The sequence below is a fragment of the Oceaniradius stylonematis genome, from assembly GCF_965223445.1.
GTDB classification, from domain to species: Bacteria; Pseudomonadota; Alphaproteobacteria; order Rhizobiales; family Rhizobiaceae; genus Roseitalea; species Roseitalea stylonematis.
Map to the genome: position 1 here is coordinate 3,186,176 of NZ_OZ244994.1, position 24,553 is coordinate 3,210,728.

Annotated in this window: 26 protein-coding genes; 10 read left to right on the forward strand and 16 right to left on the reverse strand. The window is 65.6% G+C overall.

All coding sequences use genetic code 11. The features are described 5' to 3' along the window. Window positions 1-3 precede the first annotated feature (3 nt). Window positions 4-456 carry a DNA polymerase III subunit chi gene (locus ACOQOU_RS15690; protein ID WP_306024654.1) on the forward strand — a complete coding sequence of 151 codons (453 nt, stop codon included), beginning with the start codon at window positions 4-6 and terminating at the stop codon, window positions 454-456. Between the two features lie 4 nt (window positions 457-460). After that, window positions 461-1,147, forward strand: a complete 687-nt coding sequence (locus tag ACOQOU_RS15695) for a hypothetical protein (RefSeq protein WP_306024655.1) — start codon at window positions 461-463, stop codon at window positions 1,145-1,147. On the opposite strand, the gene ACOQOU_RS15700 is transcribed toward ACOQOU_RS15695, so the two are convergent. After that, on the reverse strand, window positions 1,144-3,015 hold the full coding sequence (locus ACOQOU_RS15700; RefSeq protein ID WP_306024656.1) for an ABC-F family ATP-binding cassette domain-containing protein: 1,872 nt from the start codon (window positions 3,013-3,015) through the stop codon (window positions 1,144-1,146). The genes ACOQOU_RS15695 and ACOQOU_RS15700 overlap by 4 nt on opposite strands. Window positions 3,016-3,176: 161 nt before the next feature. On the opposite strand from ACOQOU_RS15700, the gene ndk reads away from it, so the two are divergent. After that, entirely contained in the window at window positions 3,177-3,599 is a 423-nt protein-coding gene (gene ndk / locus ACOQOU_RS15705) for a nucleoside-diphosphate kinase (RefSeq protein WP_109766144.1), read from the forward strand. A 53-nt stretch (window positions 3,600-3,652) separates the two neighbouring features. Here the strand turns inward: ndk and ACOQOU_RS15710 are convergent, their stop codons facing one another. Continuing rightward, complete coding sequence (locus ACOQOU_RS15710) at window positions 3,653-4,087, reverse strand: acyl-CoA thioesterase (RefSeq protein WP_306024657.1); 435 nt, start codon at window positions 4,085-4,087, stop codon at window positions 3,653-3,655. A gap of 139 nt (window positions 4,088-4,226) precedes the next feature. Between ACOQOU_RS15710 and trhA the strand changes: the two genes are divergently transcribed. Then, window positions 4,227-4,922 carry a PAQR family membrane homeostasis protein TrhA gene (trhA, locus tag ACOQOU_RS15715; protein ID WP_306024658.1) on the forward strand — a complete coding sequence of 232 codons (696 nt, stop codon included), beginning with the start codon at window positions 4,227-4,229 and terminating at the stop codon, window positions 4,920-4,922. Between the two features lie 34 nt (window positions 4,923-4,956). Here trhA and ACOQOU_RS15720 read toward each other — a convergent pair whose 3' ends face one another. From ACOQOU_RS15720 to ACOQOU_RS15745, 6 genes are all read right to left on the reverse strand, one after another. After that, window positions 4,957-5,433 (reverse strand): molybdenum cofactor biosynthesis protein MoaE, encoded by a 477-nt coding sequence (locus ACOQOU_RS15720; RefSeq protein WP_109765893.1) that lies wholly within the window; start codon window positions 5,431-5,433, stop codon window positions 4,957-4,959. Between the two features lie 7 nt (window positions 5,434-5,440). Further along, window positions 5,441-5,704: a molybdopterin converting factor subunit 1 gene (gene moaD, locus ACOQOU_RS15725; protein WP_306024659.1), complete on the reverse strand. Its 264-nt coding sequence runs from the start codon at window positions 5,702-5,704 to the stop codon at window positions 5,441-5,443. 1 nt (window position 5,705) lies between these two features. After that, complete coding sequence (pgsA, locus tag ACOQOU_RS15730) at window positions 5,706-6,302, reverse strand: CDP-diacylglycerol--glycerol-3-phosphate 3-phosphatidyltransferase (RefSeq protein WP_306024660.1); 597 nt, start codon at window positions 6,300-6,302, stop codon at window positions 5,706-5,708. A gap of 90 nt (window positions 6,303-6,392) precedes the next feature. Continuing rightward, entirely contained in the window at window positions 6,393-8,390 is a 1,998-nt protein-coding gene (gene uvrC, locus ACOQOU_RS15735; RefSeq protein ID WP_109766145.1) for an excinuclease ABC subunit UvrC, read from the reverse strand. A gap of 76 nt (window positions 8,391-8,466) precedes the next feature. Further along, a complete protein-coding gene (locus tag ACOQOU_RS15740) occupies window positions 8,467-9,246 on the reverse strand; it encodes an SDR family oxidoreductase (protein WP_306024661.1) in 780 nt (259 codons plus the stop codon). Between the two features lie 20 nt (window positions 9,247-9,266). Then, window positions 9,267-10,223, reverse strand: coding sequence for a calcium/sodium antiporter (locus tag ACOQOU_RS15745; protein ID WP_109766146.1), 957 nt, complete (start codon window positions 10,221-10,223; stop codon window positions 9,267-9,269). 261 nt (window positions 10,224-10,484) lie between these two features. On the opposite strand from ACOQOU_RS15745, the gene ACOQOU_RS15750 reads away from it, so the two are divergent. Then, window positions 10,485-11,132 carry an outer membrane protein gene (locus tag ACOQOU_RS15750; protein WP_109766147.1) on the forward strand — a complete coding sequence of 216 codons (648 nt, stop codon included), beginning with the start codon at window positions 10,485-10,487 and terminating at the stop codon, window positions 11,130-11,132. A 58-nt stretch (window positions 11,133-11,190) separates the two neighbouring features. Here ACOQOU_RS15750 and ACOQOU_RS15755 read toward each other — a convergent pair whose 3' ends face one another. From ACOQOU_RS15755 to purM, 6 genes are all read right to left on the reverse strand, one after another. After that, window positions 11,191-11,808 carry a glutathione S-transferase family protein gene (locus tag ACOQOU_RS15755; RefSeq protein WP_306024662.1) on the reverse strand — a complete coding sequence of 206 codons (618 nt, stop codon included), beginning with the start codon at window positions 11,806-11,808 and terminating at the stop codon, window positions 11,191-11,193. An 11-nt stretch (window positions 11,809-11,819) separates the two neighbouring features. Further along, window positions 11,820-12,494 carry a ribonuclease T2 family protein gene (locus ACOQOU_RS15760; protein WP_109765899.1) on the reverse strand — a complete coding sequence of 225 codons (675 nt, stop codon included), beginning with the start codon at window positions 12,492-12,494 and terminating at the stop codon, window positions 11,820-11,822. Window positions 12,495-12,500: 6 nt separating this feature from the next. Beyond that, the gene (locus ACOQOU_RS15765; protein WP_109766148.1) at window positions 12,501-12,935 is read right to left on the reverse strand and encodes a hypothetical protein; all 435 of its coding nucleotides are present in this window, start codon (window positions 12,933-12,935) and stop codon (window positions 12,501-12,503) included. Between the two features lie 98 nt (window positions 12,936-13,033). Next, entirely contained in the window at window positions 13,034-13,882 is an 849-nt protein-coding gene (locus ACOQOU_RS15770) for a 23S rRNA (adenine(2030)-N(6))-methyltransferase RlmJ (RefSeq protein WP_306024663.1), read from the reverse strand. Next, window positions 13,879-14,469: a phosphoribosylglycinamide formyltransferase gene (purN, locus tag ACOQOU_RS15775; RefSeq protein WP_306024664.1), complete on the reverse strand. Its 591-nt coding sequence runs from the start codon at window positions 14,467-14,469 to the stop codon at window positions 13,879-13,881. The genes ACOQOU_RS15770 and purN overlap by 4 nt, the downstream gene beginning before the upstream one ends. Then, window positions 14,466-15,548: a phosphoribosylformylglycinamidine cyclo-ligase gene (gene purM / locus ACOQOU_RS15780; RefSeq protein WP_306024665.1), complete on the reverse strand. Its 1,083-nt coding sequence runs from the start codon at window positions 15,546-15,548 to the stop codon at window positions 14,466-14,468. Before purM ends, purN begins: the two co-directional genes overlap by 4 nt. A 166-nt stretch (window positions 15,549-15,714) precedes the next feature. Between purM and ACOQOU_RS15785 the strand changes: the two genes are divergently transcribed. The 5 genes from ACOQOU_RS15785 to ppx all read left to right on the forward strand — a co-directional run bounded on the left by ACOQOU_RS15785 (window position 15,715) and on the right by ppx (window position 22,020). After that, window positions 15,715-16,293: a CDP-alcohol phosphatidyltransferase family protein gene (locus ACOQOU_RS15785; RefSeq protein ID WP_245412882.1), complete on the forward strand. Its 579-nt coding sequence runs from the start codon at window positions 15,715-15,717 to the stop codon at window positions 16,291-16,293. Beyond that, complete coding sequence (locus ACOQOU_RS15790) at window positions 16,290-17,393, forward strand: AI-2E family transporter (protein ID WP_109765902.1); 1,104 nt, start codon at window positions 16,290-16,292, stop codon at window positions 17,391-17,393. Before ACOQOU_RS15785 ends, ACOQOU_RS15790 begins: the two co-directional genes overlap by 4 nt. 24 nt (window positions 17,394-17,417) lie before the next feature. Next, a complete protein-coding gene (locus tag ACOQOU_RS15795) occupies window positions 17,418-18,116 on the forward strand; it encodes an HdaA/DnaA family protein (protein ID WP_306024666.1) in 699 nt (232 codons plus the stop codon). Window positions 18,117-18,286: 170 nt separating this feature from the next. Beyond that, a complete protein-coding gene (locus tag ACOQOU_RS15800; RefSeq protein ID WP_306024874.1) occupies window positions 18,287-20,425 on the forward strand; it encodes an RNA degradosome polyphosphate kinase in 2,139 nt (712 codons plus the stop codon). Between the two features lie 38 nt (window positions 20,426-20,463). Then, window positions 20,464-22,020, forward strand: coding sequence for an exopolyphosphatase (gene ppx / locus ACOQOU_RS15805; RefSeq protein ID WP_109765904.1), 1,557 nt, complete (start codon window positions 20,464-20,466; stop codon window positions 22,018-22,020). On the opposite strand, the gene rnd is transcribed toward ppx, so the two are convergent. Together rnd and ACOQOU_RS15815 are read right to left on the reverse strand one after the other, a co-directional pair. Continuing rightward, a complete protein-coding gene (gene rnd / locus ACOQOU_RS15810; protein ID WP_306024667.1) occupies window positions 21,956-23,161 on the reverse strand; it encodes a ribonuclease D in 1,206 nt (401 codons plus the stop codon). The two genes, ppx and rnd, sit on opposite strands and share 65 nt — an antisense overlap. After that, window positions 23,158-24,438 (reverse strand): MFS transporter, encoded by a 1,281-nt coding sequence (locus ACOQOU_RS15815; protein ID WP_306024668.1) that lies wholly within the window; start codon window positions 24,436-24,438, stop codon window positions 23,158-23,160. The genes rnd and ACOQOU_RS15815 overlap by 4 nt, the downstream gene beginning before the upstream one ends. Window positions 24,439-24,553 lie beyond the last annotated feature (115 nt).

Consider the following 24,553-nt stretch of genomic DNA (forward strand, 5'->3'; position numbering starts at 1 on the left):
GCGATGACCGAGATCACCTTCTATCACCTGACCGAAACGGCGCTCGATGCGGCCTTGCCCGGACTTGTCGAGAAATCGCTGGCGCGCCGCTGGAATGCGATCGTCCAGGTGCCCGATGAGGGCGCGCGCGACGCGGTCGATCAGCTTTTGTGGAGCTATGAACCGGTCTCGTTCCTTCCGCACGGGCGTGACGGCGACGAGCCGGCATCCGATCATCCCGTCTTCGTGACGGCGACCGATGCCAATCCCAACGACGCCGCGATCCGCTTTCTGGTGCGCGGCGCCGAGGCGCCCGCCGATCTGTCGTCGCACGAACGCGTCGCGGTGATGTTCGACGGGCGCGACGACGAGGCCGTGGGCCAGGCGCGCGGGCAGTGGAAAGCGCTGAAGGCGCAGGGCCACGATCTGGCCTATTGGAAACAGACGCCGGAAGGGCGATGGGAAAGGGCGGCCTAGCACGATGACGTTTTTGCGCCGCATCGGCCTGACGACCTTTCTCGCCGGCCTTGCCGGGCTGGTTCTCTATCCGGTCTGGTTCGGCACCTATCACAATGTCGATCTGGGCACCTATCGCATCCATGAGGCGCGCGACGGGTTCCGCACCATCGCCGATGTCTCGCTGTCGCCGGCCGCCATGCCGCTGCGCATCGACATTTCCGGTCGCGGCCGCGTCCCCCCCGGCGGCGCCGAAATGCCGAACCTGACGCTGGTTCTCAACGGCCCGCAAGGCTCTGTCGCCGCAACCGTGTTGGACCTGGACCCGCGCAGCGATGGCGAAATCGCCGCCGACATCGCTCTGGAGCAGCAACTCACCATCGACAGCGGGATCGGCAACGGGCTCCACACCTTTGTCTTTGCCGAGGGCGACCGCCCGGCCGACATGATCGCCTTTCTCGACATGACGCTGACGGGCGCGATCGCGGCGCCCGACCCGCGCGTGCGGCCGGCCTCCTACGGGCTCTTGGGCGCCGGCATCGCGATCATGGCGGTCGGCGGGCGGCGCCGGCGCAAACCGGCGGGCGGCAGGACGGACAATGACGACACACGCGCGAGCACGTCGAACATCGGCCGCCGTGTCCCGCTCGACAAGGCCGGGCGCGAACCTGAAAAGCCGGCGCGGCAGTGGGGGCGCGGCGAGGACAGCTAGCCGGCGCTGATCTCTTCATAGTCGGCCGACAGCGCCAGCCATTTGTCTTCCCACGCCGCCCGCTTCTGCTCGGCCTCTGCACGCTTGCGGGACAGTTCGGCGACGCGCGAACCATCGGCGACCACCTCCGGCTTGAGAAACTCGGCGTCGATCGCTGCGATCACCTTGTCGGCCTTTTCGACAAGCCCTTCCAGTTCGCCGATCCGTTTGCGCATCGGCGCCAATTCGGCCCGCCGGGCCGCGGCCTCCCGCCGTTTTTCCTTGCCGCCGCCCGTTTCGGCCTTGTCGGCGCGCGGCGCCGCGTCGCGCTTGAGGATCAGCGCGCGATACTCGTCCATGTCGCCCTCATAGGGCGTGACCGTGCCGTCCGTGACCAGCCACAGCCGGTCGGCGGACGTCTCGACCAGATGGCGGTCATGGCTGATCAGCATGACGGCGCCTTCATAGGCGTTGAGCGCCTCGGTCAGCGCCGCGCGGCTGTCGATGTCCAGATGGTTGGTCGGCTCGTCGAGGATCAGAAGGTGAGGGGCGTCGTGGGTGGCCAGCGCCAGCGTCAGCCGCGCCCGTTCGCCGCCCGAAAGTTCGGCCGCCGGCGTATCCATCTTGGCCGCCGTCAGCCCGCAATTGGCAACGCGCGCCCGCACTTTGGCTTCGGCCTCGTCGGGAAACGGCGCGCGGAAGTGCTGATAGGCGCTCGCCTTGGGATCGAGATCATCAAGCTGGTGCTGGGCGAACATGGCGACGCGCAGCTTGTCGGCACGGGTGATTTTGCCGCCCTGCGCATCGAGCCGCCCGGCCAGGAGCTTGGCAAAGGTGGACTTGCCGTTGCCGTTGGCGCCCAGAAGCGCGATCCGGTCGTCATGGTCGATCCTGAGGTTGAGGCGGCTCAGTACCGGCCGTCCGGGCTCATATCCGGCGCTTGCGCCTTCAAGAGCGATGATCGGCGATGCCGCCGGCCGCTGCGGTGACGGAAAGCGGATCGGCGCCACATGCTCGTCCACCAGAACCGACGCCTCGCCCATCCGTTCGAGCGCTTTCAGCCGGCTTTGCGCCTGCCGCGCTTTGGATGCCTTGTAGCGGAACCGGTCGACAAAGGCCTGCATGTGCTTGCGCTTGGCGGCCTGCTTTTCGGCCATCTTGGCCGACAGCATCGCCTTTTCGGCGCGTGTCCGCGCGAACCGGTCGTAATTGCCGCGATAGACCGACAGTTTGCGGTGTTCGAGATGCAGGATGGAACTGGCGCAACTGTTCAGAAGATCGCGGTCGTGGCTGATGATCAAAACCGTATGCGGATAACGCTGTATGTAATTTTCCAGCCACAGCGTGCCTTCGAGATCGAGATAGTTTGTCGGCTCGTCCAGCAGCAGCAGGTCCGGCGCGGTGAACAGAACCGATGCGAGCGCCACGCGCATCCGCCACCCGCCAGAGAACGAGGCGCATGGACGCGCCTGCGCCTCGGCATCGAACCCCAGACCCGCCAGGATCGAGGCGGCGCGCGCTTCGGCCGAATGCGCATTGATGTCGGCAAGGCGCGTGTGGATCGCCGCAATCGCGTCCGGATCGGTCTCGGTTTCGGCGGCCGCAAGCAGGCTTGACCGTTCCGTGTCGGCTTCAAGGACCGTTTCGAGCAGCGACCGGTCGGTGCCCGGCGCTTCCTGCGCGACCTGTCCGATGCGCAGGTTCGCGGGCACGGTCACATCGCCGCTCTCGGGCGCGATCTCGCCGGTTATCAGGCGGAACAGGGTCGTCTTGCCGGTGCCGTTGCGACCGACAAAGCCGCACTTGGAGCCGGCGGGCAGGGTGGCTGACGCGCCCTCGAACAGCGCCCGTCCCGCGATCCGGTAGGTCATGTTTGCGATCTGCAGCATGGCCGTCATGTGCCCGAGCGCCGGGACGTGTGCAAGTGTTTGCAAGGTCCTGCATGGCGTCCGATTTCGGGCGCGCAAGCCTTGGCAAGGGCGGTCGCCGGAGCTATAGGGCGCCCAACCTTCCCGATCCTCCCCCAAACACGCTGACAAAGGGTACCACCATGGCCATCGAGCGCACCTTTTCCATGATCAAGCCGGACGCCACCAAGCGCAATCTGACCGGCGCGATCGTCAAGATTTTCGAAGAGAACGGCCTGCGCGTCGTCGCCTCCAAGCGCGTCTGGATGAGCCGCCGGCAGGCCGAAGGGTTCTACGCGGTCCACAAGGAACGCCCCTTCTTCGACGAATTGTGCGATTTCATGTCCTCGGGGCCGACTGTCGTTCAGGTGCTTGAGGGCGAAAACGCCATTGCCAAGAACCGCGAAGTGATGGGCGCGACCAACCCGGCCGATGCCGCCGAAGGCACGATCCGCAAGCTCTACGCCAATTCGATCGGCGAGAACTCGGTGCACGGCTCCGACGCGCCGGAAACCGCCGCCGAGGAAATCGCCTACTGGTTCGCCGAGACCGAAATCGTCGGCTGAACCGAAAGCCGCGCGCTATCAATTGAGGCCGGGCGTTCCAGCGCCCGGCTTTTTCACGCGTCGATGGCCAGCGCCTCGAAACGCGCCCGTGCCGCATCGGGCAGGGGCGTCGATTTGCGGGTTTTCAGATCGGTGAGGACGATGACGCTATGGGCGGTTGCGACGCGCTGGTCACCGGCGAACAGAGCCTGGCCGAGCGTCATCGACGTATTGCCGATGCGCGATACGCCGCTGGCGACCAGAACGTCTCCGGGGAACATCAGTTCACGCTCGAATCGGACGGTCAGTTCGGCGATGACGAACTGCGTGCCCTCGGGCGGCAGGCCGTGTTCGGGATCATAGAGGAACGCGACTCGGCCGCTTTCGAACAGGGTCGCAAACACGGCATTGTTGACATGGCCCTGCATGTCGGTGTCGCCAAAGCGCAGCCTTTCGGTGATCTGATGGGGGTAGGCGGATGGGCTGCGCGGTGGTTCGGCGGCTGTCATTGTCTCTCCGGTCGTGTCGAAAGGCGTGTGCGCACTTGCTCTACAGCAATGCCGGGTGCGACGAAAACGTCATAGGAAAGCCGTTAAGGGCGTTCTAAGGTTTTTCAGTTATCGTCAGTATGTTGAGTTGCGAAGTGGAATGGACGTGAGTGCAGTCGCCTCTGATACCGAGTTTGTCGCCACACGCGGCGCGGACTATCCGGACTATGCGCGCGAGGAGCGCATCGCCGATGGCGCCATCCATGTTCTGGGTGTCGCGGCCAGCCTGATCGGCTTCGCCTTCGTCTACGCCTTTGCCTTCACGACGCTGTCCGTGCCGCTGAATTCCGCGTTGATCGTCTACGGCCTGACGGTGTTTGGCCTGTTCTGCTTTTCGGCAGCCTACCACATGACGCCCTGGCCGGAGACGCGGCCGCTGCTGCGCCGTTTCGACCAGGCCGCCATCTTCCTGAAGATCGCCGGTTCCTACACCCCGGTCGTCGTCCTGATCGGCGGGGGATTGGCCTATTCGCTGCTGGCGATGATCTGGGCTGCCGCGCTGCTGGGTGCGGCGGGCAAGCTGTTTTCCGGCGGCATTCTGGATCGCTACACAGTGCTGCTTTATCTGGCCATGGGTTGGGCGAGCCTGCTGTTGGTCTGGCCGATGTTCGCCACAGTTCCCTTCGTCGATGCCTGGCTGATCGTCGCCGGCGGCCTGATCTATTCGGTCGGTGTGATCTTCCACCAGTGGGACGGGCTGAAATACCAGAACGCGGTTTGGCACGGCTTCGTCCTGTCCGCCTCCGCGTGCCACTTCATCGCCATCGTCCACGCCTCGTTTGCGCTGGGCGCATAGGCGCACAAGCTCTTTCCGCCAATGACTGTCGGCTCTAGCGATCCGCGGCGCCTTGCCAGCGCGCCGTGGCGTCGTCGTCGGCTTCGTTTGCCGCGACCCAGCCGCCAAGGGTGCCGTCGGCGAGATGTTCGCGTTTCCAGAACGGGGCGCTGGTCTTCAGATAGTCCATCATGAAGTCGGCTGCCTCGAACGCAGCCCGCCGGTGCGCGGCAGCGGCGATGACGAGGACGATTCCCTCGCCCGGCCGGATCAGCCCGTGCCGGTGGATCACGGCGAGCGCGTCGAGTGGCCAGCGATCGCACGCCTCGTCGGCGATGCGCCGCATCTGTGCTTCGGCCATGCCCGCATAGTGCTGAAGTTCGAGCGCGGCCAGACGTCCGCCCTCGTTGCGGCACAGGCCCGTGAAGGTGACCAGCGCCCCGATGCCGTTGCTGGCGGCGCTGATCGCCGCACATTCGCGCGCCGCATCGAACGGCTCGGGCTGAACCCGGATGTCGGGCGTTGCGCGCATCGCCGGTTCAGCCCCCGGTCATCGGCGGAAAAAGCGCGATCTCGCGGGCTGTGCCGATGGTATCGGAGGGGTGGATGTGCTCCTGGTTGACCGCCATTCGGATCGCCTGCGCATCGTCGAGCGCCAGCGCGTAATTCTCGCCCAGCCCCTTGAGCCAGGTGATGACCTCGGCGCCGGTGCGCACGTCGTCCGGCAGGTCGAGCCTCTCCTCCTGGACGCCGATGCGCTCGCGCACCCAGGCGAAATAGATGAACTTGACGTTTCGGCTCATTTCACCCTCCCGTCACGTGCCGCATGCCTGAGCGGAAATAGTCCCATCCCGTATAGAGCGTGATCAGCGCGGAAATCCACAGCAGCACCAGCCCCGTTTCCGAGACGAGGGGAATGACCGTATCGCCGGCCGGGCCGGCGAGAAGAAAACCGATGGCAATCAATTGCATGGCGGTTTTCCATTTGGCGAGCCGGCTGACCGGCACCGACACCTTCACCGCGGCGAGGTATTCGCGCAGGCCCGAGACGAGGATCTCGCGGCACAGGATGATGATCGCCGCCCAGAGGGACCAGCCGGCGATCGATCCTTCTGCGGCGAGCAGCAACAGCGCCACCGACACCAGAAGCTTGTCGGCGATCGGATCCAGCATCTTGCCGATGGCCGATCCCTGCTTCCATTTTCGTGCCAGATAACCGTCCAGATAATCGGTGATCGAGGCGATGACGAAGATGGCAAGCGCCCACCAGCGCGCCGCGTTGCTCGCCTGAAAGCTGCCCTCGGCGAAAAAGCACAGCACCATCAGAGGCACGGCAACGATCCGCGCATAGGTCAGAAGGTTCGGGATCGAGAAAGTGTGGGGTGCCGGCGTGTTCGCCATCGGTGAAAAAAGCCCTTCATGGCTTCGGTGGTCACGGCGTCCTAATCAGCATCGCCCGTCCGGAGCGTCAAGCGCGCCGAAACCGGATACCTAGGTGCTGTCATGGAAATGGGCGTAAATCTGGGCTGCGATCGCATCCGAAATGCCCTCGACCTTGGCGATGTCGTCCGCCGAGGCGCGCGCGACCGCCTTGGCGGTGCCGAAATGGTGCAGCAGCGCCCGCTTGCGCGCCGGCCCGATCCCCCCGATCTCGTCGAGCGGGTTGGCCACCATCTCCTTCTTGCGCCGGGCGCGGTGGCTGCCGATGGCGAACCGGTGCGCCTCGTCGCGCAGCCGTTGGGTGAAATAGAGCACCGGATCGCGCGGCGGCAGCGAGAAGTCCTTGCGGCCGGGCATGAAGAACCGTTCGCGGCCCGCATCGCGATCGGGTCCCTTGGCAACACCGATCAGATCGATCTGCTCGGCAATGCCCAGATCGTTGAGGATGCCCTTGACCGCGTTGAGCTGGCCGAGGCCGCCATCGATCAGCAACAGATCCGGCCAGGCCGGCAGCGTGCCGGGGTCTGCCGCGTCCGTGTCGTCGCCATTGTCGTCCCGTTCGGGACCATGCTCCTTGACCAGGCGCGAAAAGCGCCGCTCCATCACCTCGCGCATCATGCCGAAATCGTCGCCCGGGGTCAGTTCTTCCGAGCGGATGTTGAACTTGCGGTACTGGTTCTTCACGAACCCCTCCGGGCCGGCAACGATCATCGCGCCGACCGCGTTCGTGCCCATGATGTGGGAGTTGTCGAAGACCTCGATTCGGCGCGGGACCCGTTCCAGGCCGAACGTTTCGGCGAGCCCCTTCATCAGCTTGGCCTGCGAGGAGGTTTCCGCCAGCCGCCGCCCGAGCGCTTCCTTCGCGTTGGCCAGGGCATGGCCGACCAGTTCTCGCTTTTCGCCGCGCTTGGGCACCAGGATCGACACCTTGCGCGCCGCCCGCAGATTGAGCGCTTCCTCGAGCAGCGCGCTTTCGGCGATCTCGTGCGACAGCAGGATCAGGCGCGGGCAGGGCTTGTCGTCGTAAAACTGCGACAGAAACGCGCCGAGCACATCGCCCGGCTCCATGGACGAATCTGCCTTTGGGAAATAGGCGCGGTTGCCCCAGTTCTGGCCCGTACGGAAGAAGAAGACCTGAACGCAGGTGACGCCGCCCTCTTGGTGGACGGCAAAGACGTCGGCCTCCTCGATGCCTTGCGGGTTGATGCCCTGGTGGCTCTGGATTGCGGTCAGCGCGCCGATCCGGTCGCGATAAACCGCCGCCCGCTCGAAATCGAGGTCCTCGGCTGCTTCCTGCATGGTGCGCGCCATCTGCGATTGCACGGCCCGGCTCTTGCCCGACAGGAACGCCTTGGCCTCGTCGACCAGTTCGGCATAATCGTCCGTCGAAATCTCGCCCGTGCAGGGCGCCGAGCAGCGCTTGATCTGGTAGAGCAGGCACGGCCGCGTCCGGCTCTCATAGACGCTGTCGGTGCAGGTCCGCAAAAGGAACGCCCGCTGCAGCGCGTTGATGGTCCGGCCGACCGCGCCGGCCGAGGCGAACGGGCCGAAATAGTCGGCCTTTTTCGAGCGCGCGCCGCGATGCTTGAACAGGCCCGGCGCCGTATGGTCGGCGGTCAGCATGATGTAGGGAAAGCTCTTGTCGTCGCGCAGGAGAACGTTGAAGCGCGGCCTCAGGCGCTTGATCAGATTGGCTTCGAGCAGCAGCGCTTCGGTCTCGCTGCGTGTGGTCACGAACTCCATCGACGCGGTCTGCGCGATCATCCGCGCGATGCGGTTGGTGTGCCCGCCAAGCCGCGCATAGCTCGTCACCCGGTTCTTCAGCGATTTGGCCTTGCCGACGTAAAGAACGTCGCCGCCCGCATTGAACATGCGATAGACGCCCGGCCGGTTCGGCAGCCGCTTGGCCAGCGCGGTGATCAGGTCGGGACCGGCCAGATCGCTTTCGGTCGCGGTCTGCTGTTCCCAGACCAGATCGCGCGCCAGCGCCTTGCCGGAAACGGCGGCGTCCGCATCGGGCAGGGAATCGGTGTCCGGGGTCTGGTCCATGGCATCTATGTGGGACAGGTCGGCGGCGTGGTTCAAGTCCGCGCCTGTCAGCAGACAATGCCTTGCAGGCGCCGCCTCATTCTCCGGCGGTGGCATCGGGCGTCTGCCATGCCAAATGCTGGCCGCCATCGAGCGCGATCATCTGACCGGTCACAGAGCGCGCCTGCCACAGATAGCGGATCGTCGCGCCGAACTCGGCGAGGTTTGGCCCGTGGCCCAGCGGCACGGAATCGGTCTGTGCGGCGAAGTCGGTATCGCTCTGGCGCGGGTTCTTCAGCGTCGGGCCGGGACCGATCGCATTGACGCGGATGCGCGGCGCCAGCGCCTGCGCCATCGTTTGCGTCGCCGTCCAGAGCGCAGATTTCGACAGCGTATAGGAGAAAAAGCGCGGCGTCGGTTTCCAGACACGCTGGTCGATCATGTTGACCACCAGACCGTGACGGTCGCCGGGAAGCGCTTTTGCAAACGCTCCGGCGAGCAAGACCGGCGCCCGCACGTGCAGGTCGAAATGGGCGTCCCAGATGCCGTCATCTATGGCGCCGACGGCATCATCGAGAAAGACCGATGCATTGTTGACCAGAATATCGATCGGCCGTTCCAGCGCCTCGGCCGCAAGTCCGGCAAGCGCGCGGGCCTGTGCGGCATCGGTCAGGTCGGCCTGCAGCGCGACCGCGCGGCCGCCCAAGGCCGACAGCGATGCGGCAAGGGATCGCGCTTCGGCCATCGAGGAGCTGGCATGGATGGCGACATCGAAGCCGTTGGCGGCAAGGTCGGCAACGATGGCGCGGCCGATCCGCCTGGCGCCGCCCGTCACAAGAACGGCGGGTCTTTTCTTTTTGTGGTCGTGTTCGGCCAAGGGCAGCCTCGCAAGGGTCGTTAGAAGACCACCACGACATAGGCCAGATAGCCCGCAAGCATAGCCGCACCCAGCACTTTGCCGGTCGTGATGCGGGCAAAGCAGATCGTCGCCAGCAGCAGCGAGGTCGCCAGCATCACCCAGTTGTCGCGGATGATGATGTCCGGCGAGACGGGCACGGCGATGACCATGCCGGTGATGCCCATGATCGCTGCGAGGTTGAAGATGTTCGAGCCGATGATGTTGCCGAGCGCGACATCCGCTTCCTTGCGCATGGCCGCCGAAAGCGTCGTGGCCAGCTCCGGCAGCGACGTTCCGATCGCGACGATCGTCAGGCCGATGGCTGCCTCCGAAACGCCGAACGCGGTGGCGATGCCCGACGCGCCGCTGACGGTGAAATGGGCCGCGACCGGCAGGCCGATGATGCCGCCGATCAGGAACACCGCGATCATCGCCGGGCTGTGCGGAGCCTCGCCGATTTCGTCGTGATAGTCGCCGGGCACTTCCTCTTCGTCGGCCTCGGCAATGGCTTGGCGCGCGCGGATCCCCTGCGCGACGATGAAGACGATCAGCCCGCCGAACAGCCCCATCGCCTCCAGTCGGCTGAGCATCCCGTCGCTGATCAGCCACATGAACGCGACCGTGAATGCCAGCATCACGGCGACGTTGCGCGACAGGCCGCGCTGGTTGGCATGGATCGGCGAAAACAGCGCCGGCAGACCCATCACCAGCAGCACATTGGCGATGTTCGAGCCGACCACATTGCCCGTGGCGATATCGGGGACACCGGTCAGCGCCGATTGCAGCGCGACGAACAGTTCGGGCGCCGATGTGCCGAAGGCGACGATCGTCAAGCCGATGATCAGCGCCGGAATGCCGAGGTTTTCCGCCAGCCCGACCGCGCCCTTGACCAGATAGTCGCCGGCAAAGACCAGAAGCACCAGACCGGCAACGAGCATGGCGATGTCAAACAGCATGTCAGGGATCACTGCGCGCGTGAGAGGTGGAGACGCCTATATATGCGCTTGGCCGGCAAATGAAACAGCGCGGCCGGAAAATCGGCACGGCCGGCCTGTGGCACAAATGCAACGCTGCGGAACCGCCACATTTGCGTCACCGAAACTCCCAATTTGCGATGCGGCTTTGCCGCAATTGCACGCCATTTCCCGTCATGGAGCTTGGGGGCACCCATGGGCGGCTCGCGCCGCCGGGACCACGCAGAGTTTTGGAGTTCTGACATGAAAAAGACATCGACGCTTCTGGCGGCCGTTTCGCTGGCCGTCCTGACGAGTGCCGGCGCGGCAATGGCGGCCGATGCCGTCGCCCTTCCGCCCGAGCCGCCGGCAGCCCCGCCGGTTGAATTCACGCCCACCGCCACCTGGTCCGGCTTCTATGCCGGCGCATTCGGCGCCTACAATTTCGGCCAGTTCGACGCCTCCATTGGTGACATCAATGCCGACGGCGCCGCGGGCGGCGCTTTCGCAGGCATCAATTTCCAGGACGGCGCGTTCGTCTACGGTGCCGAGGCCGATCTTGGCTATTCGGGCGCACAGGGCACGCTGGGCGGCGCGCTCGCCGAGCAGGGCGTATTCGGTTCGCTGCGCGCACGCGTCGGCTACTCGTTCGACCCGTTCATGATCTACGCGACCGCCGGTGGCGCGGCCACGCAGGCGAAGGTGACAGCCGGCGTGAACTCCGATGAGAACACCCATCTGGGCTGGACCGCCGGTGTCGGCGCGGACGCCATGCTGACCGACAATGTGTTCGGCCGGCTGGAATACCGCTACACCGACTATCAGGACAAGAATTTCAATCTGGGCGGCACGGTCGTCTCCTCGGGCTTTCAGGAGAACACCATCCGCGCCGGTATCGGCCTGAAGTTCTGATCATCTGCTCTTGTCGACCGAAAGGCCGCGTCCACCGGGCGCGGCCTTTTTCATTGCTTCAGGACGGTTTGAAAACCTCATAGTCCGGAAATGCCTCGGCAAACCGGGCGATGAAACGCCGCAGCCGCGGCCGGCCGCGGCGCCAGTTCAGCTCGGGAAAGCGCAGATCGGCGTAGCCGAGCGCCGCGGCGAGCGCAAAATGCCCGCCATGCAGGCGGCCGCGCAATGCCGGCACTTCCATCTCAAGCCAGTCGAAAGTCCGCTCGGCCTTGCGCGCCTGATAGTCGAGCCAGGGCGTGTGAACCTTTTCCTCGGGTCGCATGCGGCGCTCATAGACCTGCGCCAAAAGCACGTCGCACAGACCGTCCGACGCCGCTTCCAGAATGTCGGCCTTGCGCCTCTTGTCCTTCGGTCTCGGATAGAGCTTGTTGCCGCTCATCCGGTCCAGTTCGCCCATGATCGCCCGGCTGTCGAAGATCGCCGCGCCGTCGTCCAGCACCAGCGTGGGGATCTTGCCCAGCGGGTTGGCGCCCGTCAGTTCGGGCGGCGCTTCGCCGGTTGCGATGATCTTCGGCGTCAGCGCAATGTCGAGCTTGAGCGTGATCTCGAGATACCGCGCGGCCATGCGCACCTTGGCGCTGTAGGGCGAGGCCGGCGAATAAAGAAGAGTTGGCATGGTGGCTCCTTTCACTGGGAGGGCGGCACGACGACGGTCGGCAACGGACAATCGCGGCGATCGACCTCGGGGCAAGCTGCATAGCCGGCCAGATCGCGCGTCAGGCAGATGCGCACGTCGCGCAGGAACCGCCGGTCGCAGGTGACCGCGACCGAGCCGGCCGGCATGCCCGGATTGGCATTGAGGAACGCCTGTTCGACGTCTTCAGGCTCGAGCCGGTCGATCCTCGTGCGATCACGGAACGCATCGGGAATGGCGATCTTGGCAAGGGCGGCGCGGGTGGTGGCGAAATAGTCGGCCTGGCTCAGACCCGAGCAGCTGCCGTGCTTTTTCCACTGGTGCCGGACCAAACCGGTCGACGGCATGATGTCGGCCATCGCCTCGGCCCGGTCCCGTGGCACCGACAGCGGTTCGCCGGTTTCGCAAAACTCCGGCCATCCGCGCTCGAACTGCGGCCACAGGCCATGGACGATGAAGTCGAAATCGGCGCCTTGGCCGCATTGCTGCTTGTTGGCGCGCTCGCCTTCCGATGCGCAATAGCCCGGTGACCATGACAGGGCGAGGACGTAGAAGTCGAAACCCTCGCCGAGCGGAAGCGATGTCGGCGAACCGGTGGACTCAGCCGGCGCGTCGCAGGCGCTCAGAACGGCGGCGGCAAGCAGCACCAGAACGGCAAGAGGGCGCATAATGGCTCAGCGCAGAACGCGGCAGGCCGAATTGTAGACGTTCCAGCGATCGAAGCCGGAGACGCAGAATTCGACGTTCGAACCGATGGAGGCGAACCCGGCGCCGCCCTCGATCAGATACCAGATCTTGCGTTCGCGCCCGTCCGACAGGTGCGCGGTCGCATGGCAGTAGCGCCGGGGAATCGGCCGCGCATCATGCGCATCCTGTGGCAGGTAGCGGTGCTGGTGGACGCCGGTGATGTCGGCGATCGCCAGATCGCCGCGATGGTGCACATGCCGCGCCTGATGGGCAAAACGCGCCTTGATCTTCTTGATCATCGCCGGATCGGCGCATTCGGCGCTCTCGCGCAACGGATAATAGGGTTCGTGCGCCGATGCCTGTGGCATGGCCATTACGAGCGCGACGGCGAGCGCCGCGCATTTCAGCGATAGTTTGATCATCTGCCTGTCCGTGCCTTGCCTGCGCGATGCATAGCAAGCGGGCCCGCCAAGGCCAAGCGCGGCAACGTGCCGACCACGGATTTGTTGTTGCCGTTGCCTCAACTCAACGGTTCGATCCGCCACGCACCGGCGCCCGGCTCCCGTTCCAGCCGCGCCATCAGCCACGGCAGCAGCGTCTCCAGTTCGGACGCCAGCGTGTATGGCGGATTGATGATCGCCATGCCCGAGCCGCGAAACGTCGCATCTGCCGCCGGGGCCGCGACGGCCGTTTCGACGAGCAGCGCGCCCTTGAAGCGCTGGCCGAGACCTGTGCGGAACGCCGCGATCGCTGCCTCATGCTTGATCGGATACCAGGCGAGCAACGTGCCGGTGGCAAAGCGGCGCACGGCCGCCTCGAGCCCGTCCAGCATCATGTCGAACTCATCGCGCGCCTCGAATGGCGGATCGATGATGGCAAGCCCGCGCCGCTCGGGCGGCGGAAGCAACGTCCGGAGCGCCTGCCAGCCATCCATGTGGTTGACGCGTATGCGTTTGGCACGCCCGAAGCGGGCCGCAAGCGCGGCTTGATCGTCCGCATGCAGTTCGTAGAACACGGCTCGGTCCTGCGGGCGCATCATACGGGCGATCAGCGCCGGCGACCCCGGATAGAACCGCGGCGTATCGCCCGCATTCTGCGATTTCACGGCATCGGCAAACGGCGCGAGCAGCGCGCCAACCGCGTCCGGCGCGTCGGCCAAATGCGGCCAGAGCCGGCCGATGCCGTCGTCGGCTTCGCCGGTCCTGGCGGCCTGCTCGCTTTCCAGATCGTAGGAGCCGACGCCCGCATGGGTGTCGAGCACGAAGATCGGCTTGTCCTTGCGCTGCAGATAGGTCAGCGCGCGCGACAGGATGACGTGCTTGACGATGTCGGCGAAATTGCCGGCGTGAAAGGCATGCCGGTAGTTCATCGCGCGGTTTGCCCGATCAGCATCTTCAGCGCTTCGGGATAGAGCCGATGCTCCTCGACCAGAACCCGCGCGGCCAGCGTGTCCGCTGTGTCGCCGGGCAGCACAGGCACGCGCGCCTGCGCGATCACCGGTCCTTCATCCATGCCGGCGGTGACATGGTGCACCGAACAGCCATGCTCTGCATCGCCCGCCGCCAGCGCGCGGGCATGGGTGTCGAGCCCCTTGTGGCGCGGCAGCAGCGAGGGGTGGATGTTGACGATCCGGCCTTGCCATGGCGCCAGGAAGTCGGCGCTCAGAAGGCGCATGAAGCCGGCGAGACACACGAACTCGGTGTCCCAGGCGCGCAACTGGTCACCGATGGCCGTCTCATGGGCGGCCTTGTCGGCAAAATCGGCGCGGGGCAGGGCAGCGGTCGCAATGCCGCGCCGCGCGGCTGTCGCCAGACCGCCAGCGTCGGCCCGGTCAGAAAGAACGCCGGCGATTGTTGCGGGATAGTCGTCTGCCGCGCAGGCATCGGCCAGCGCTTCCATGTTCGATCCGCGCCCGGAGATCAGCACCGCGACGCGGCGTTTGCCGACCTGGCTCACAGGGCCAAGGTCCCGCGATAGCCGACCGCCGGTCCGCGCTCGCGGGGCACCAGCCGGCCAATCTCCATGACGGTCTCGCCCGCATCGGCCAGCGCGGCTGCGACTGCCGGCGCCTTGTCGGCATCGGCCACGACCACCATGCCGACACCGCAATTGAAGGTGCGCAGCATCTCGTCGGTCTGCACGCCGCCTGTCCCGGCCAGCCAGGAAAAGACCGGCGGGACGGCGATGGCACCGAGATCGATTTCGGCCGAAAGCGTCTCGGGCAGCACGCGCGGCAGGTTCTCGGTCAACCCGCCGCCTGTGATATGCGCCAGGGCCGCGACCGCGCCGCTGGAGCGGATCGCCGTCAGAAGCGGTTTTACATAGATGCGCGTCGGCTCCAGCAAGGCCGCGCCCAGCGTCCGGTCGGCGTCGAACGGGGCAGCATCGTCCAACCCGATGCCGGACATCTCGACGATCCGGCGGACCAGCGAAAAGCCGTTGGAGTGAACGCCGGCCGAGGCCAGCCCGAGGACGACATCGCCCGGCTTCATGTCCTGCCTTGGCAAGAGCGTGCCGCGCTCGGCTGCGCCCACGGCAAAGCCTGCCAGATCATAATCGCCGCCGGCATACATGCCCGGCATTTCCGCGGTCTCGCCGCCGATCAGCGCGCATCCGGCCTGTTTGCAGCCCTTGGCGATGCCACTGATAATGGCCGAGCCATGCGCGACATCGAGGGCGCCGGTGGCGAAATAGTCCAGAAAGAACAGCGGCTCGGCGCCCTGAACCACCAGATCGTTGACGCACATGGCCACCAGATCGATGCCGACCGTGTCATGAATGCCGGTTTCGATGGCGAGCTTGAGCTTGGTGCCGACGCCGTCATTGGCCGCCACCAGCACCGGATCGGCGAACCCTGCGGCTTTCAGGTCGAACAGGCCGCCAAATCCGCCGATCGCCCCGTCCGCGCCCGGCCGCGCCGTCGACTTGACCAGCGGCTTGATCGCATCGACCAGCGCATTGCCCGCGTCGATGTCGACGCCCGCATCGGCATAGGTCAGCCCGTTGGGCGCATCGACCTTTTCCGTATCGTTCATTGGCTGCTCTCGTCATCGGCGGTTCGTCTGACCGCGCTCATATGGCATCGGCCCGCGCGATGCCACGCCCGATCCGCCGCGGCCACAGAAAATCGGAGCGTTCCGGCGGCCAAAAACGGCCAGCCGCCGTCTTGGAATGGCCGCGCCGGTCGGCCATATGTGAGCCATGACGCACCATGACCCGCCAGCATCGGCCCTGATGACGGTTCCCAACGCTATAACGCTGGCTCGGATCGCGGCTGTGCCGCTGCTCGGCTGGCTGATGGTGACCGGCCAGTGGATGCCTGCATTCTGGCTGTTCGCCGCCGCCGGCCTTTCCGATGCGGTCGACGGCATCATCGCGCGCTGGTTCAACCAGGGCTCGGTGCTCGGCGCCTGGCTCGATCCGGTCGCCGACAAGGCATTGCTGGTCACCGCCTTCGTGCTTCTCGCCGCAGCCGGACTGGTCCCGTTCTGGCTCGTCGCTCTGGCCGTTTTGCGCGATGTTCTGATCCTTGCCGGCGTCGGGATCGCGCAATGGCGCGGCAAGCCGCTGACCATCCGCCCGATGTTTGTCTCCAAGGCGACCACGGCCGCACAGATCGCGCTGATCACGCTCGTGCTGGGCGCCAATGCCTTTTCCATTGCGGCGAGCCCGGCAATCGCGGCGGTCGTCTGGGCCACCGCTGCCTTGACCTTGGCCTCATTTGCCACCTATGGCGTGGTGTTCGTGCGGCATATGGGGCGAGGCGGATACAGCAGATGAGCGAGCATATCTCAACGCGCACGCTGCGCCGCCAGGCGTTTTTCTGGGTCGGTGCGCTCGTCGTGATGATCGCGTTCCTGTACGTGTTCCGCTCCATCCTTTTGCCGTTCCTGGCCGGCCTTGCGCTGGCCTACTTCCTCGATCCGGTCGCTGACTTCTTCGAGCGCCGCGGCTTGTCGCGGCTGGCCGCGACATCGCTGATCCTGGCGCTGTTCGTGCTGGTGTTCGCGCTGGCCTTGCTGGTGATCGTTCCGGTTCTGGCCAGCCAGCTGGTCGAGTTCATCGACCGCCTGCCGTCCTACCTCGCCCGCATCCGCGAACTTGCCGCCGCGTTGCCGATCGACGCGGGTTGGCTCAACGGTCTTCTCGATCTTGAATCGGGCCAGCTGCCCGCCGGAGTCGACCAGCTTCTGGCGCAGAGCGCCAGCTTCCTGTCCGGCATCGCGCAGGGCATCTGGTCGTCCGGCATGGCGCTATTGAACATTGTCGGCCTGTTCGTGGTGACCCCTGTCGTCGCCTTCTACATGCTGCTCGACTGGGACCGGATGATCGCGCGCATCGATGCCTGCATCCCGCGCGACCATCTGGAGACGGTGCGCGCGATCAGCCGCGATGTCGATGGGGCGATTGCCGGTTTCATTCGCGGGCAGGGAACCGTCTGCCTGATCCTCGGCCTGTTCTATGCGATCGCCCTGACCATCGCCGGCCTCAATTTTGGCCTGCTGATCGGCCTTTTCGCCGGCCTGATCAGTTTCATTCCCTATGTCGGCTCTCTGGTGGGGCTTGTGCTTTCGATCGGCGTTGCGCTGGTGCAGTTCTGGCCGGACTGGATCATGATCCTGGTCATCGCGGCCATCTTCTTTGGCGGCCAGGCCGTCGAAGGCAACATTCTGCAGCCCAAGCTGGTCGGCGACAGCGTCGGCCTGCACCCGGTCTGGCTGATGTTCGCCCTTTTCGCCTTCGGCTCGTTTTTGGGCTTTACCGGCATGCTGATCGCCGTTCCGGCCGCCGCCGCAGTCGGCGTTCTGGTGCGCTTTGCCGTCGGCCGATATCTGGATTCCGACCTGTATGCGGGGTCATCCGAAGATCAGGGCCGATAGCCCGGACGCGATGATGGGACCGTCATGCCCGACCGACAGATGCTGCTTGATCTGGGCCGCGCGCCATCTCTGACGCGCGAGGACCTGATCGTCACCGATGCCAATCGCGACGCGGCGGCGCTGGTCGATCGCTGGCCGGAATGGGCATCGCCCTTTGCGGCGGTCGCAGGCGGCCCGGGCAGCGGCAAGACGCATCTTGCCTCTGTCTGGCGGTCGGTGTCCGGCGCCCATGCGATGGCCGATCCGCGGCGGCCCTCTGCCGCCGACCTCGACGCAGCCCAGGCGGGCACGCCGGTCCTGTGCGACGGGCTGGCACCGGACGGGCTGGATGAGGCGGCCTTCTTCCACCTTCTGAACGCGGTGCGCGGCTCGGGCGGATCGATCCTGATCACCGCTGAGACCGCCCCGTCCGGTTGGGTATTGGCGACACCCGACCTCGCCTCGCGCTTCCGCGCCGCCACCGTCGCCAGTCTGGGCCTGCCCGACGACGATCTGTTGCGCGCGGTGGCCGTCAAACTCTTCGCCGACCGGCAGGTTGCCGTCGATCCGGCGGTGGTCGCCTACCTGCTGCCGCGTCTCGAACGTTCCTTGTCGGCACTCGCCGATATCGTGGTGCGGCTCGACGAGGTGGCGCTGGCCCGCAAAATGTCGATCACGCGGCCGTTGGCCGCCGAAGTGCTGCGCGAGATTTCACAGCAGGATCAGGGCCGGCTGGGCCTTTAAGCATGATCGGCCGAAGCGCTCGCACTGTCACCAAATCGTGGTAATTGTGGACTAGGGCGGAGCGAAACCGCAGCACGGGAATGGCCATGGACAAGACGGACCTTCAGGAGGTCGCCGCCAGTTACGAGAATGAGGGCGAGGTGCACGGCGCACCGACGTCGCCCGTGGCGATGATCGCCCAGGACGACCCTTCGCGCTTCATCAACCGCGAGTTTTCCTGGCTGCAGTTCAACTGGCGCGTTCTGGACGAGGCCCGCAACGAGCGTCAGCCGCTGCTCGAACGCCTCAGGTTCCTGTCGATCTCGGCGGCCAATCTAGACGAGTTCTTCATGGTCCGCGTCGCCGGCCTTGCCGGTCAGGTCCGCGAGGGCGTTTCCGAGCGCTCGGTCGATGGCCGGACGCCGGAAGACCAACTCGACATGGTGCTCGAGGAGATCGCCCGCCTTCAGACCGAACAGCAGGTCGTCCTGTCCGAACTGCGCGAGGAGATGGCGCAGGCCGGCATCGCGATCGTTCGGGCCGAGAGCCTGACCGACGAGGACCGGGAATGGCTGGAGGACGAGTTCCTGCAGACGATCTTTCCGGTTCTGACGCCGCTTTCCATCGACCCGGCGCATCCGTTCCCGTTCATTCCGAATCTGGGCTTTTCGATCGCGCTGCAACTGGTCAACCGCACGACCAAGAAGGTCATGAACGCGCTTCTGCGCCTGCCGACCGCGCTCAAGCGCTTCGTTGCGCTGCCCACCGAGGCGCCGAATTTCCGCTTCATCTCGCTTGAGGACATTGTCGGCCTTTACATCGCCCAGCTTTATCCCGGCTACGAGATACGCGGGCAGGGCACGTTCCGCATCATCCGCGACAGCGATCTGGAGGTCGAGGAAGAGGCCGAAGACTTGGTGCGGTTCTTCGAGAGCGCGCTCAAGCGCCGGCGCCGCGGCCAGGTGATCCGCATCGAGTTCGACCATGAGATGCCGCGAACCCTGAGGGAGTTTGTCGCCCATGAACTGGGCGTGCCGGAGGCGCGGGTCTCCGTTCAGCCCGGCATTCTGGCGCTCACCACCGTCTCGGAGATCGTCAAGGTGCCGCGCGACGATCTGCTCTACGCGCCTTACACCGCGCGTTTTCCCGAGCGTATCCGTGAGCACAATGGCGATTGTCTCGCCGCCATCGGCCAGAAGGACATCCTCGTCCACCATCCCTATGAGAGCTTCGACGTGGTCGTCCAGTTCCTGCGTCAGGCGGCGGCCGACCCGGACGTCATCGCCATCAAGCAGACGCTCTACCGGACCTCGAACGACAGCCCGATCGTCCGCGCGCTGATGGACGCCGCCGAGGCCGGCAAGTCGGTGACCGCGCTTGTCGAGCTCAAGGCCCGCTTTGACGAGGAGGCCAACATCCGCTGGGCGCGCGATCTCGAGCGCGCCGGCGTGCAGGTCGTGTTCGGCTTCGTCGAACTGAAGACCCACGCCAAGATGTCGCTCGTCGTGCGCCGCGAGGAGAACGGGCTGCGTTCCTATGTCCATCTGGGCACGGGCAACTATCATCCCATAACCGCGAAGATCTATACGGACCTGTCCTACTTCACTTGCGATCCGGTTCTGGCCCACGATGTGGCGCAGGTCTTCAACTTCATCACCTCCTATGCCGACCCGCCCGAGGACATGCGTCTTGCCGTCTCGCCCATGCATATGCGCGACCGGCTGGTGGGCCTGATCGAGGCCGAAACGGCTCATGCGAGCGCGGGCCGGCCGGCCGGCATCTGGATGAAGATGAACTCGCTGGTCGACGGCCATCTGATCGACGCGCTCTACGAGGCAAGCGCCGCCGGCGTCGAGATCGATCTTGTGGTGCGCGGCATCTGCTGCCTGCGCCCGCAGGTGCCCGGCCTTTCGGAAAACATTCGCGTCAAGTCGATCGTCGGCCGTTTCCTCGAACACAGCCGCATCTATTGCTTCGGCAATGGCAACGCCCTGCCGTCCGAGGATGCGATCATCTACATGGGTTCGGCCGACCTGATGCCGCGCAATCTCGATCGCCGCGTGGAAACGCTGGTGCCGCTGGAAAACGAGACCGTGCACGAGCAGGTGCTCAGCCAGATCATGCTGGCCAACATGCTCGACAATCAGCAGAGCTACGAGGTGCTCGAAAACGGCCGGTCGCGCCGGATCGAACCGGGGGCGGACGAGGAAGAATTTGACGCGCAGACCTATTTCATGACCAATCCGAGCCTGTCGGGTCGCGGAAAGTCGTTGAAATCTTCCGCGCCGCAATTGATCGCGCACCGCAAACGGGTCCAAACCAAGGCCTGACGCGTTTTGGACCGGGCGGAATGACAGGGCTTTGGTCAATGATTGAAACCGAAGACGCCCAGGGCCGGCTGAAGAATCGCGCGCCTGTCGGCGTCGTCGATATCGGCTCCAATTCGGTTCGCATCGTCATCTATGAGGGCATGGTCCGCGCGCCGGCGGTCCTGTTCAACGAAAAGGTCTCCTGCGGGCTCGGGCGCGGCATCGCGCAGACCGGCCGGATGGACGAGGACGCCGTCGAACGGGCGCTTGCGGCCCTCGCCCGCTATCGCGCGCTCGCCGACCAGGCTCGTGTCGAGACGTTGCATGTGCTGGCGACCGCCGCCGCGCGCGAAGCGGAAAACGGTCCCGACTTCATCGGCCGGGCGCAGGCGATCCTGCGCGCCGAAATCCGCATCCTGACCGGTGCCGAGGAAGCGCGCTATTCGGCCTTCGGCGTGATCTCCGCCTTTCGCGCGCCCGACGGCGTCGCTGGCGATCTGGGCGGCGGCAGCGTCGAGATGGTCGATGTCAGGGATCAGGCGATCGGCGACGGCGTGACGCTGCCGCTCGGCGGCATCCGGCTGCAGGACGCCTCAGGCGGCGATCTGCGCGAGGCCGAGAAGATCGCCCGCAAGCTGATCGCCGGCTCGAAAATGGCCGACGCCTGCAAGGGCCGTGTCTTCTATGCGGTCGGCGGCACCTGGCGTGCCATCGCCAAACTGCACATGGAGGAAACCGGCTATCCGCTGCGCGTCACCCACGGCTATCAGATCACGCCCGATCAGGCGCAGAAGTTCCTGCGCAAGCTTGTCGAGGCCGACCTCGACAAGCTCAAGGGCATTCACATCATTTCCTCGTCGCGCCGGGCGCTGCTGCCTTTCGGCGCGATCGTCCTTCTGGAGATCATCCGCCGCATGAAGCCCTCGGCCATCGCCTTTTCGGCGCTTGGCGTCCGCGAGGGCTATCTGTTCGGCCAGCTCGACGGCGACATGCGCCGGCGCGACGGCCTTCTGGAGGCGGCCGACGAACTGGCGGTGCTGCGCTCGCGCTCGCCGCGCCACGCCCGGGAACTGGCGCGCTGGACTGCCGACAGTTTCGCCGCCTTCGGCATCGATGAGACCGTCGACGAGGCGCGCTATCGCGATGCCGCATGCCGGCTGGCAGACATTGGCTGGCGCGCCCATCCCGACTATCGCTCGGCCCAGTCGCTGGCGATCATCGCCTATTCGAGCTTCATTCAGGTCAGCCATGAGGGCAGGGCCTTCATCGCCCTTGCCAATTACTTCCGCTATGAGGGCCTGAAGAACGAGAGCCTTGCGCCGGAAATCCGGACGCTGACCTCGGAACGCATGTGGCAGCGCGCCAAATGTCTGGGCGCCTTCCTGCGGGTCGCCTACCTCTTCACCGCCGCCATGCCCGGTGTCATCGCCGATCTGCGCTGGCGCAAGACCGACGACGGCACCATGGAGCTTGTCGTTCCGGCAAACCGGGCGGCTCTGGCCGGCGAACGGCCCGAGGCGCGGCTGTCCCAGCTTGGCAAGGTGACAGGCGTCAATGTGGGTCTGGCGATTGGCGATCCGCCGTCAGATCGACGGTCGTTATCCGCCGGTCGCTGAAACCGAGCGAGATCTCGCCCGACAGGAGCCTGAGCGCTTCCGACCCGAACAGTTCCCGCCGCCAGCCGTGCATCGCCGGCACATCCGCGTTTTCGCCGTGCGAGGCGATCTGGTCGAGATGATCGGAGGTGGCGATCACACGCTGCGCGACGTTGTGCTGTTCCGCCGTCAGCTTGAGCAGAACTTTCAAAAGATCGGCTGCGGCACCCGCCCCTTCGGGCGAATTGGGTGGACGCGGAACCTTCGGCAGGTCTTCGCGGTCGAGCGCGGCGACCTCGGCGACGGCGTCGAGAATGGCCGCGCCCGCCGCAGACCGCTCTATGCCCTTGTGGATGGTCCGCAGCCGGGACAGGGCCCGCGCGTCGCGCGGCTGCTGCTGCGCCGCCTCGTAGATGGCATCGTCCTTCAGAACCCGGTTGCGCGGCACGTTGCGCTCGCGCGCCTGGCGCTCTCTCCAGGCCGCCAGCCGCTGCATGACGGCCAGATCGGCGGGCTTGCGCACGCGCATTTTCAGCCGCCTCCAGGCATCCTCGGGCTTGATGTCGTACGTGTCCGGGCTGGTCAGGACGGCCATTTCCTCGGCCACCCAATGGGCGCGCCCGCGCTCCTCGAGCATTTCCGTCAGGCGCTTGTAGACATCGCGCAGATGGGTGACGTCGGCCAGCGCGTAATGAAGCTGCTTGTCGCTCAATGGCCGCAGCGCCCAGTCGGTGAAGCGCGACGTCTTGTCGATATGGGCGCCAGAAACGCGCTTGACGAGCTGGTCATAGGCAATCGCATCGCCGAAGCCCAGCACCATCGCCGCCACCTGCGTGTCGAAGATCGGATGCGGGACATGGCCGCTGAGATTGACGAAGATCTCGATGTCCTGCCGGGCGGCGTGAAACACCTTGATCACGCTTTCATCATCTAAGAGCGCGAACAGCGGCGCGAGGTCGATGCCGTCGGCCATCGGATCGATCAGCACGGCCTCGTCGTCGCTGGCCACCTGGATCAGGCAGAGGACCGGCCAGAATGTCGTCTCGCGTACGAATTCGGTGTCGATGGTGATGTAGTCGTGGGCGGCCATGCGCGCGCAGACCGCTTCGAGCGCCGCCGTCGTGCCGATCGGCTCGGGCGCTGATTCATGGGTGTCCCTCATGGGTGCGGGTCCTTAGCCGAGGTCTCGCCGCTTGTCGAACCGTTTTCGCTGTTGGTTCCGTTGCTGCCGCGCGCCATCCGCGTGAACACGGGCGACGTGCGCAGCAGCCACGAGGACGGGCCGCGCGCATCGGCGGGCACCGGCCCGCGCGCCCGCATGCGCCAGATGGTTGCGGCGATCAGCGCCCCGTGCACGACGCTGGTATAGGTGAACAGAGCGTCGGGGCCGAATGCCTGCACGAAGGCGGACGACGCATAGGGGCCGATCGAGGCGCCCAGCGAGAAGAAGAACATCAGCCCGGCGGCGACCATGACATGTTCGCCGGGCTTGGCGTGATCGTTGGCGTGCGCCGCCGAGAGTGAATAGAGCGGCAGCGCGAAGGCGCCGAACAGGAAGATGCCGAGATAGTTGAGGAGCGGCGAGGTGCCTGCGCCCAGCGACAGGAAAAGGCCGGCGGCAACCGCGCCCGCTGTCGTGACCATCAGCACGGCGCGCCGGTCGTAGCGGTCCGAAAGGTAACCGAGCGGATATTGCAGCACCGCGCCGCCGACAATGCCGACGCTCATGAAGATCGCCACATCGGTGATCGACAGGCCGATTCCCTCCGCATAGAGCGGGCCGATCAGCCGGAACGCGGCATTGGTCGCGCCGATCGTCACGCAGCCGATGCAGGCCAGCGGCGACAGGGTCCAAATGCCCTTGAGATCGAACTTGAACTCCGCCGGCGGCTTGGGGTTGGACCGGTCGGCCAGCGAAACCGGCACCAGCGACAGCGTGATCATCACGCACATCACCGCGAACAGGACAAACCCGTCCGCGCCCAGTGCCGGCAGCAGGAACTGTGCGCCTGTGACCGCGAAAATGTCGACGATGCGGTAGACGGCGAGGACCCGCCCGCGCGTTTCGTTGGCGACGCCGGAATTGATCCAGCTTTCGATCGTCGTGAACAGCCCGGCAAAGCAGAAGCCGACCATGAAGCGGATGATGATCCAGGCGACCGGATCGATGACGATCATCAGGAAAAGCGTGCCCGAAGCGGCGATGGCCGCAAGCGCGGCGAAGGTGCGGATGTGACCGACCGCGTTCAAAAGCCGCGTGATGTAGAGGCAGCCCAGAAGAAAACCGGTGAAATAGGCGGTGCCCATCAGGCCGATCAGCGAAGTGGAAAAGCCCTCCTGCGCGCCGCGAATGGCGATCGCCGTGCCCTGGACGCCGTTGCCGGCAAGCAGGATGCCGGCGGCGATGAAAAGTGGAATGAGCGGGCGAAGCTGCCACATGGGGAGCGATCCGGACGAGCGGGCAAAGGCCGACTTCCCCGTACAGCAACAAATGCCCGCCGCGGCAAGGGCGGTTCTTGACAAAAGCGGGCGCGCATGCGCTTTTCCGCCCGTT

Excerpts from the sequence above, each read along its gene's own strand:
- ACOQOU_RS15815 (WP_306024668.1), bottom strand. The coding sequence starts at position 24,438 with ATGTGGCAGCTTCGCCCGCTCATTCCACTTTTCATCGCCGCCGGCATC.
- ppx (WP_109765904.1), top strand. The coding sequence starts at position 20,464 with ATGATTGAAACCGAAGACGCCCAGGGCCGGCTGAAGAATCGCGCGCCT.
- ACOQOU_RS15795 (WP_306024666.1), top strand. The coding sequence starts at position 17,418 with ATGCCCGACCGACAGATGCTGCTTGATCTGGGCCGCGCGCCATCTCTG.
- ACOQOU_RS15800 (WP_306024874.1), top strand. The coding sequence starts at position 18,287 with ATGATCGCCCAGGACGACCCTTCGCGCTTCATCAACCGCGAGTTTTCC.
- trhA (WP_306024658.1), top strand. The coding sequence starts at position 4,227 with ATGGACGTGAGTGCAGTCGCCTCTGATACCGAGTTTGTCGCCACACGC.
- moaD (WP_306024659.1), bottom strand. The coding sequence starts at position 5,704 with ATGAGCCGAAACGTCAAGTTCATCTATTTCGCCTGGGTGCGCGAGCGC.
- ACOQOU_RS15700 (WP_306024656.1), bottom strand. The coding sequence starts at position 3,015 with ATGCTGCAGATCGCAAACATGACCTACCGGATCGCGGGACGGGCGCTG.
- ACOQOU_RS15690 (WP_306024654.1), top strand. The coding sequence starts at position 4 with ATGACCGAGATCACCTTCTATCACCTGACCGAAACGGCGCTCGATGCG.
- ACOQOU_RS15755 (WP_306024662.1), bottom strand. The coding sequence starts at position 11,808 with ATGCCAACTCTTCTTTATTCGCCGGCCTCGCCCTACAGCGCCAAGGTG.
- ACOQOU_RS15790 (WP_109765902.1), top strand. The coding sequence starts at position 16,290 with ATGAGCGAGCATATCTCAACGCGCACGCTGCGCCGCCAGGCGTTTTTC.
- ACOQOU_RS15785 (WP_245412882.1), top strand. The coding sequence starts at position 15,715 with ATGACGCACCATGACCCGCCAGCATCGGCCCTGATGACGGTTCCCAAC.
- ACOQOU_RS15765 (WP_109766148.1), bottom strand. The coding sequence starts at position 12,935 with ATGATCAAACTATCGCTGAAATGCGCGGCGCTCGCCGTCGCGCTCGTA.
- uvrC (WP_109766145.1), bottom strand. The coding sequence starts at position 8,390 with ATGGACCAGACCCCGGACACCGATTCCCTGCCCGATGCGGACGCCGCC.
- ACOQOU_RS15695 (WP_306024655.1), top strand. The coding sequence starts at position 461 with ATGACGTTTTTGCGCCGCATCGGCCTGACGACCTTTCTCGCCGGCCTT.
- ACOQOU_RS15770 (WP_306024663.1), bottom strand. The coding sequence starts at position 13,882 with ATGAACTACCGGCATGCCTTTCACGCCGGCAATTTCGCCGACATCGTC.
- ACOQOU_RS15760 (WP_109765899.1), bottom strand. The coding sequence starts at position 12,494 with ATGCGCCCTCTTGCCGTTCTGGTGCTGCTTGCCGCCGCCGTTCTGAGC.
- ACOQOU_RS15720 (WP_109765893.1), bottom strand. The coding sequence starts at position 5,433 with ATGCGCGCAACGCCCGACATCCGGGTTCAGCCCGAGCCGTTCGATGCG.
- ACOQOU_RS15745 (WP_109766146.1), bottom strand. The coding sequence starts at position 10,223 with ATGCTGTTTGACATCGCCATGCTCGTTGCCGGTCTGGTGCTTCTGGTC.
- purM (WP_306024665.1), bottom strand. The coding sequence starts at position 15,548 with ATGAACGATACGGAAAAGGTCGATGCGCCCAACGGGCTGACCTATGCC.
- ACOQOU_RS15710 (WP_306024657.1), bottom strand. The coding sequence starts at position 4,087 with ATGACAGCCGCCGAACCACCGCGCAGCCCATCCGCCTACCCCCATCAG.
- ndk (WP_109766144.1), top strand. The coding sequence starts at position 3,177 with ATGGCCATCGAGCGCACCTTTTCCATGATCAAGCCGGACGCCACCAAG.
- rnd (WP_306024667.1), bottom strand. The coding sequence starts at position 23,161 with ATGAGGGACACCCATGAATCAGCGCCCGAGCCGATCGGCACGACGGCG.
- ACOQOU_RS15750 (WP_109766147.1), top strand. The coding sequence starts at position 10,485 with ATGAAAAAGACATCGACGCTTCTGGCGGCCGTTTCGCTGGCCGTCCTG.
- pgsA (WP_306024660.1), bottom strand. The coding sequence starts at position 6,302 with ATGGCGAACACGCCGGCACCCCACACTTTCTCGATCCCGAACCTTCTG.